Source organism: Thermococcus sp., from assembly GCF_027066465.1.
Lineage (GTDB): Archaea > Methanobacteriota_B > Thermococci > Thermococcales > Thermococcaceae > Thermococcus.
On the sequence record NZ_JAMONU010000176.1, the window covers coordinates 1 to 6,557 of the forward strand.

Genomic DNA, 6,557 nt, shown 5'->3' on the forward strand with positions numbered 1-6,557 from the left:
ACGAGCAACGCTGCAACACTTAACACTAAAAGAGCGCGTTTCATCAACCCCACCCTTTGATGGTATAATTAATTACTTTAAAAAGTTTTCCTAAACCTCAGTTCCTATGTAGATACCGTGCCTCGTCCTCACGATTCTCACCTTGATTCTGTCCCCGACTTCTGCCTTCGTTCCCACGACCTCGATAAGCCTGTTCCGGGCTTTTGCGAGCATTTCACCCTCAATCCTGCCAGGAAGGACGACCTCCGCCTTTACGACCTCCCCGGGCCTGAATGCGAGGGGGAGGAACTCGCGCTTCTCCATCCCGAAGTGGCTCGGCTTCAGGACGAGGGGTCTCATGCCGGTCTTCTCTTCAAGCCTTCTCAGCCAGGCGTAGAACTCCTTGAAGGGAACGGTCTTGGCTATGACCGGGTTCCTGCCGAACTTGTAGGGAATGTAGTTCTGGAAGCCGAGGGCCGGCCAGCGCTTTCCGGCACCGATTTTCCTCGCGAACTCTATGAACGCCTCCGCCTCGTCGTCGTTGATTCCAAAGATTATGACCGGGGCGATGAGGACGTCTATTCCCGCGTTCACGAGCGCCTCCGCCATCTCAAGGACGTGCTCCAGATTATAGTTCTTCATCCCCATGAGCATCTTCGCCTTGTCCGGGTCGAGGGAGTGAATGGAGAGGTTCACCCTGTCGAGGCCCGCCTCAGCCAGCTCCTCGACGAGCTTGTCGTTGAGAAGCGTCCCGTTGCTCTGCATTGAGATTACCGAGACGTTCGGGTGCTCCCTTAAGGCCTGGACGAGTTCAACGCGGAAGGGATAGATAAGGGGTTCACCCTGCCCGTCGAGATGGGCCTCCAGGTCCTTACCCTTTATCCTCGCGATGTCGTCGAACCACTTCATGAGGTAGTCCACATCAACGACGTAGTCGAGCTTTCTGGTTCTCGAGTACGGTCCCTCATCAACGGAGCAGAAGATACAGCTAAGGTTACAGCCGCTCACACCCCTGATTTGAATGAGATTGGTTCCCCTGTCTATCAAACCGAAGGCGTTGTATCCGAGGAGGGGAATTTCCATAGCTTCATGGATGTAAATGACCTTTCTATTCGTGTATCTGTTCCGCAGGAGCGAGCCAAGGTTGCTCTGAAGGTAGAGGGCTATGAACCCTTCAATTTTCTTGTAATCCGTGTTCACGACGAGAACCCCATCCCTAACCCACACCTCAGGGGAAACGCGGTACTTCTTCTGTATCACCCTTTCAAGCTCCCGCTTCGGGAAGTCCGCGTAGAGGGTCTCGCGCCAGATTAAACGGATTGAATCGCCCAAGTCTTCAAAGGTAACGTGGGGAAGCCGAACCTCTATCATCGTCGTTTCTCGCTACACCTCGGTTTAAAAACCCGTTGCTGGATAAAGTGACCATCTTAAAATTTTTAAATCACTCCGGGTGAAGACATGCGGGCATGGAAACATTTTAATATTGTTGGATTAAAGAGTCTATCGATGAACTTAAGTGGGTGATAGCCCATGTGGGGGAAAATTGAACATTATTTTGACGAGTATCCGGTCAGAAAGCAAATCGCCAAGACCCTCCTGAAGTACGGCCTGAGGGTATCCGAGGACATGAAGATTAAAGCTGGTGACATTGAGGTTCCCTACACCAAGATAGCGAAGGCTCTGGACGTTGACAGAAGGGTGGTCAAGGAAACCGTTGCAATGATTCTAAAGATTCCCGAGCTCAAGGACATATACACCAACCTCGAGCCAACGGTTCACATGAAGTACGTGGGCAGACACGTCGGCTACGGCGTTATCGAGATTGAACCGGAGCCGAGGGCAATAGGGATACTCGCCAAGATTGCCCAGAAGATAGCGGAAAGGGACATAAACATAGTCCAGGTCGTTGCGGAGGACCCGGAGCTGTACCCCGAGGCAACCCTTACCATAATCACGGAGAAGCCGATACCCGGTGACCTCATCAACGAGCTCTCAAAACTTGAGGGCGTTAAGCGCATTTCTATATACTGACCCTTTTGCCGAATTTTTTGCAATATTTTTCTGATTGAAGTCCAGAGAATTTGTTACCTTCTATCGAAGAACGAACGTCAATGAACGCTTCTTTGAATCATGGGGCAAATTAGGGACCCCTATTTCAACCAAAAGTTCTAAACCTTTCTTCTTCTCAGGTAAGGTTTATAAGTTATGGTTGAAAACCTCCAATAGTCACTGTGAATGACAGTCACCAACCTCCGGAGGGTTGAGTATGGAAGAAGCAAGTCGAGCCAGCAAGTTCGTCTACATGGTAATCGTGCTGTTTGTTATATGGCTGTTTTTAACCGCAAGCCTTGACCCCCAGGAACTGCTGATAGGCTTCGTGTTTTCGGTTATAGTTGCGGCACTGACGCATGACGTAGCAACCAAAGCCGGACTCAGGAACCTTCATCCCAAAAGGGTCGCCTACGCCATCGCCTACATCCCGTACTTCCTGTGGGCGATGATAATGGCCAACTTGGACGTAGCTTACAGGGTCCTTCATCCCAAGAGACCCATAAGGCCGGGAATCGTGAAGTGCCGCACGGTTCTCAACAGCGACACCGGAAAGCTCTCGCTGGCCAACTCTATAACGCTCACACCCGGAACCATAACCCTCGACGTCGATGGAGACGAGTACTTCATCCACTGGATTTGGGTTCCGGACGAAGTTCTCAACGCCAAGGACGATTCTGAGCACGTTGAAAGGGCATCTGAGAACATAACGAAGCCCTTTGAAAAGTTCCTGAAGGTGATATTCGGATGATAGGGATTAACGTTTATCTCGCCCTGATTGCGATAGCAACGCTACTCAGCACCTACAGGGTCTTCAGGGGACCGACGACAGTTGACAGACTGGTCGCCGTCGATATAATGACCACCATAACAACCGGACTGATGGTTCTCTTCGCCCTCTACTACGGCAGGATGATTTACATCAGTGTTGCCCTCGTCTACGCAATCCTAGCGTTTGGAGGTGTTATTGCGTTTGCTCGCTACCTGGAGGGAGGCCTATGAACTTGCTCTCGGCAATCGGCGAGATTCTTGTCCTAATAGGGACGTTCTTCTACTTCCTGTCGGCACTGGGCCTAATCAGGATGCCCGATGTGTACAACAGAATGCAGACCTCAACGAAGAGTGCAACGCTTGGAAGCCTCGGCGTTATAGTCGGAACCGGCCTCTGGGCGGTCGGCAGGGGCTACTCCCCGGCGTGGATAGTCCAGACAATAACGGTTGCAACGTTCCTGCTTCTAACGAACCCAATAAGTGCACACGCCCTCATAAGGGCCGCATACAAGCGTGGAATCCCCCTCTGGCACGGGAGTGTTGTTGACAAATACGCAGAGCACCTGGCTCAGAAGGAAAATGCCGAGTCTGAGGAGGTGAGCGAATGAACTGCATTGCCTGCATCTCATACATACTCGTCGGCGTTATGATTCTGTCCGCCATACTGGCCGTCGAATGGCGCGACCTCCTTGCGGCAACGGTTGGAATGGCGGCGGTCAGTCTGTTCGCCTCAATACTGTTCTTCATGCTACAGGCGCCGGACGTTGCGATGACCGAAGCGGCCATAGGCGCCGCCCTCAGCGGAGCCGTCTTCATATTCGCCATAAAGAGAACCCAGAGGTTCGAGAGTGAAGAAGAGGAGAGGCCAGGGTGGTGGGTGAGATGGTGAGCATCCTCAAAAGGGGTCTCGCAATAATCATCCTGCTGGTGATAGGTTACTGGCTCGCCCAGGGTCTCTCCGGGGTTCCCTTCGGGCAGGATAAAATGCTCGTTGGCCAGTATTACCTGAACCACGTCAAGCAACAGACGGGAGCGGTCAACGCGGTAACGGCAGTCGTCGTCAACTACCGTGGCTTCGATACACTCGGTGAAGTAACGGTCCTGTTTATAGCATCAACGGGTGTCGGAGCGCTTCTCTGGGGTAAGAACAGAAAGAGAACGGCGAGAACTGAAGGCTCGGTAGTTTTAACCACGGGAACAAGGCTCCTTGTTCCGTTCGTGATTCTCTTCGGTGCCTACATCTTCATCCACGGACACCTGACACCGGGTGGGGGTTTCCCCGGAGGAGCTACCATAGCGACGGCGTTCCTCTTGCTTTACATGGCGTTCACGATGTATGAGATTCCATACAAAGCCTTTGAGAAGACGGAGGGCATCGTTGGAATGGGCTACGTCGTGGTCGGCCTAATAGGTCTCGCCATAGGCGGCTACTTCCTCTTCGACTGGATATGGCAGACTTGGGGCTGGGGCCACAACAACATCGGCAGACTATTCAGCGGCGGCTTTATTCCGGTAATATACACGATAATCGGCATTAAGGTCGGCACGGAGCTGAGCGGTATCATAGACAACATGCTGAAGGAGGAGGTGAAAGAATGATTTCAGTATACTACTTCGGCTCAATAGCGCTGGTGCTCATAGGCCTCTACGGGGTTCTGGTCAAGAAGAACGTCCTCAAAATGCTCATAGGCCTCAGCATAATGGAAACGGGCGTCAACCTGCTCCTCATCAGCATAGGCTACATCTACGGAAGGAGCGCACCCATCCTAAGCGAGGGAATAGGTCCAAACCAAGCCGTTGACCCGATTCCCCAGGCGTTGGTTCTCACCGCAATAGTCATAGGTGTTGCCACAACCGCGATGGCACTTAGTGTCGCCATAATACTCTACCAGAGGTATGGAACCCTAAACGTTGAGGAGATAAGGAGGTTGAGAGGATGAACGGACAGTATGCATCACTCCTCATCGCAATCCCTCTCCTTAGCGCCTTTTTCGTTCCCCTAATTAAGGGACTTGGGAAGAGGGCAATAAAGTCGTACGTGCTGATGATAACCGCAATCCAAACTGGTATAGCGGCATGGGTCTTTAAAGAGGTTTACTCAACCGGGAAGCCGATAATAGTCATAGCCGGTGGCTGGAAGCCTCCGGTCGGAATCAACCTCTACATAGGCTACTTCGCGGCACTTTTCATACTGATAGTCGCCGTAGTAAGCTTCCTTATGGCTGTCTTCAACTTTAAGGCCGTCACCATCGAGCCAATAGACAAGTACGCCATGCTCTTCCTCCTGCTGATGCTCGGAGCCACTGGAATGATAGCGACCGGCGATATATTCAACCTCTTCGTCTTCATGGAGATAACGGCCATAACGGCCTACGCACTGACGGCTTACAACAAGACCGGCGAAGCGGCGGAAGCCTCCCTCAAATACATGATTCTCGGAGGAATCGGTTCAAGCTTCTTCCTAATCGGCGTTGCGCTAATCTACGGAGCAACGGGAACGCTCAACATGGCCCAGATAGCCCAGCTCGCAGGGCACATCAACCCGACCGTTGCCCAGGTTGGACTGGCCCTCATAATCTTCGGTCTCGCGGTAGAGGCGGAGCTGTTCCCGCTCAACGCCTGGGCACCAGATGCCTACCAGGCGGCACCGCACCCTGTAACGGCCATGTTCTCGGCCTTCGTCGTTAAGGCTGGCCTCTACGCGATGGCCAGGGTTCTCTACCTCATGAGCTCGGTCGGAACCTGGCACAACGTCCTCAAGCTCCTCGTGGTCATGGCAACCCTCACCGTCGTCGTGGCGGAGTTCTCAGCGTTGAGGCAGAGAAACGTCAAGAGGATGATAGCGTACTCGTCAATAAGCCAGGTTGGACTCATAGCCCTCGCCTTTGCCCTGGGAACCCAGGCGGGCGTTGATGCCGGAGTCTTCCAGATGGTCAACCACGCAATAATCAAAGTCCTCCTCTTCCTCGGCGTTGGCTACGTCGCGGTACAGCTCGGAGGAGCGGACATTGAGAACTTCAGGGGACTGGGAAGAAAGATGCCAGCTACGGCATTTGGAATAACGATAGGAGCAATGGCGGCTGTTGGAGTTCCCCTGTTCAACATATTCTGGAGCAAGCTCAGGATAATCCTCGCCACCCTCCAGGTGGGCTACACGTGGGCGGCCTTCCTGGTTCTGGCGGCCAGTGTCGTTGAGGCCGTCTATTACTTTAGGCTCGTGCACGCAATATGGTTCGAGGGAGAAGGGGAGAGGGTCGGCGAAAGCGTTCCCCTGGTGATTATAATGATAGCCCTCGCGATACTCGTCATCGCAATAGGAATTTACCCGAACTACGCATGGAGCATCTCCCAGAAGGCCGGCGCTGACATATTCAACGTTGCGCAGTACATCAAGAACGTTCCCCTGATGGGGGTGGGAGCATGAACTGGCTTATGGTCATGCTCTTCGCACCGCTCGTGGCAGGATTCATTGCTTGGGTCATCGACGTCAAAGTGCTCCGCGAGGTAATAGGGGTTGTTGGTGCAGTGATACCCTTCGGGATACTCGTGAAGTACTACCCAACGATTACCAGCAGAGGCACCGAGGGGATAGTCCAGACGATAAACGTTGGCGGCTTCCACCTCGTCTTCCAGCTGAACACACTAACATGGTACTTCGCCGTTATAGCCTCGCTCGTCGGCGTTGCGATGGCCTTTGGAATGGCCAGCACATCAAAGAACTCCTACGAGTGGCTCTTCGCCCTGATGAGCTACACTGG

Annotated in this window: 9 protein-coding genes and 1 pseudogene; 9 read left to right on the plus strand and 1 reads right to left on the minus strand. The window is 53.0% G+C overall.

What is annotated here, in order from left to right; all coding sequences use genetic code 11:
• Window positions 1–90: 90 nt before the first annotated feature.
• The gene (locus tag MVK46_RS08690) at window positions 91–1,350 is read right to left on the minus strand and encodes a radical SAM protein (RefSeq protein WP_297536282.1); all 1,260 of its coding nucleotides are present in this window, start codon (window positions 1,348–1,350) and stop codon (window positions 91–93) included.
• Window positions 1,351–1,509: 159 nt separating this feature from the next.
• Between MVK46_RS08690 and MVK46_RS08695 the strand changes: the two genes are divergently transcribed.
• From MVK46_RS08695 to MVK46_RS08735, 9 genes and pseudogenes are all read left to right on the plus strand, one after another.
• Complete coding sequence (locus MVK46_RS08695) at window positions 1,510–2,010, plus strand: regulator (protein ID WP_297536283.1); 501 nt, start codon at window positions 1,510–1,512, stop codon at window positions 2,008–2,010.
• Window positions 2,011–2,245: 235 nt separating this feature from the next.
• Entirely contained in the window at window positions 2,246–2,779 is a 534-nt protein-coding gene (locus MVK46_RS08700; protein WP_297536284.1) for a Na+/H+ antiporter subunit E, read from the plus strand.
• Window positions 2,776–3,030 carry a monovalent cation/H+ antiporter complex subunit F gene (locus MVK46_RS08705; RefSeq protein WP_297536285.1) on the plus strand — a complete coding sequence of 85 codons (255 nt, stop codon included), beginning with the start codon at window positions 2,776–2,778 and terminating at the stop codon, window positions 3,028–3,030. The genes MVK46_RS08700 and MVK46_RS08705 overlap by 4 nt, the downstream gene beginning before the upstream one ends.
• Window positions 3,027–3,407: a monovalent cation/H(+) antiporter subunit G gene (mnhG, locus tag MVK46_RS08710; RefSeq protein ID WP_297536286.1), complete on the plus strand. Its 381-nt coding sequence runs from the start codon at window positions 3,027–3,029 to the stop codon at window positions 3,405–3,407. The genes MVK46_RS08705 and mnhG overlap by 4 nt, the downstream gene beginning before the upstream one ends.
• Window positions 3,404–3,688 (plus strand): DUF4040 domain-containing protein, encoded by a 285-nt coding sequence (locus tag MVK46_RS08715; protein ID WP_297536287.1) that lies wholly within the window; start codon window positions 3,404–3,406, stop codon window positions 3,686–3,688. The genes mnhG and MVK46_RS08715 overlap by 4 nt, the downstream gene beginning before the upstream one ends.
• Window positions 3,689–3,690: 2 nt before the next feature.
• On the plus strand, window positions 3,691–4,398 hold the full coding sequence (locus MVK46_RS08720; RefSeq protein WP_297536290.1) for a Na(+)/H(+) antiporter subunit B: 708 nt from the start codon (window positions 3,691–3,693) through the stop codon (window positions 4,396–4,398).
• Window positions 4,395–4,739 (plus strand): NADH-quinone oxidoreductase subunit K, encoded by a 345-nt coding sequence (locus tag MVK46_RS08725; RefSeq protein WP_297536288.1) that lies wholly within the window; start codon window positions 4,395–4,397, stop codon window positions 4,737–4,739. Before MVK46_RS08720 ends, MVK46_RS08725 begins: the two co-directional genes overlap by 4 nt.
• Window positions 4,736–6,223, plus strand: coding sequence for a proton-conducting transporter membrane subunit (locus tag MVK46_RS08730; RefSeq protein WP_297536289.1), 1,488 nt, complete (start codon window positions 4,736–4,738; stop codon window positions 6,221–6,223). The genes MVK46_RS08725 and MVK46_RS08730 overlap by 4 nt, the downstream gene beginning before the upstream one ends.
• Window positions 6,220–6,557, plus strand: a pseudogene (locus tag MVK46_RS08735) (NADH-quinone oxidoreductase subunit M); the annotation flags it as partial. The gene MVK46_RS08730 and the pseudogene MVK46_RS08735, both read left to right, overlap by 4 nt.

Bases quoted from the DNA above. Each gene is read 5' to 3' on its own strand.
- MVK46_RS08690 (WP_297536282.1), bottom strand. From the start codon at position 1,350: ATGATAGAGGTTCGGCTTCCCCACGTTACCTTTGAAGACTTGGGCGAT.
- MVK46_RS08695 (WP_297536283.1), top strand. From the start codon at position 1,510: ATGTGGGGGAAAATTGAACATTATTTTGACGAGTATCCGGTCAGAAAG.
- MVK46_RS08700 (WP_297536284.1), top strand. From the start codon at position 2,246: ATGGAAGAAGCAAGTCGAGCCAGCAAGTTCGTCTACATGGTAATCGTG.
- MVK46_RS08705 (WP_297536285.1), top strand. From the start codon at position 2,776: ATGATAGGGATTAACGTTTATCTCGCCCTGATTGCGATAGCAACGCTA.
- mnhG (WP_297536286.1), top strand. From the start codon at position 3,027: ATGAACTTGCTCTCGGCAATCGGCGAGATTCTTGTCCTAATAGGGACG.
- MVK46_RS08715 (WP_297536287.1), top strand. From the start codon at position 3,404: ATGAACTGCATTGCCTGCATCTCATACATACTCGTCGGCGTTATGATT.
- MVK46_RS08725 (WP_297536288.1), top strand. From the start codon at position 4,395: ATGATTTCAGTATACTACTTCGGCTCAATAGCGCTGGTGCTCATAGGC.
- MVK46_RS08730 (WP_297536289.1), top strand. From the start codon at position 4,736: ATGAACGGACAGTATGCATCACTCCTCATCGCAATCCCTCTCCTTAGC.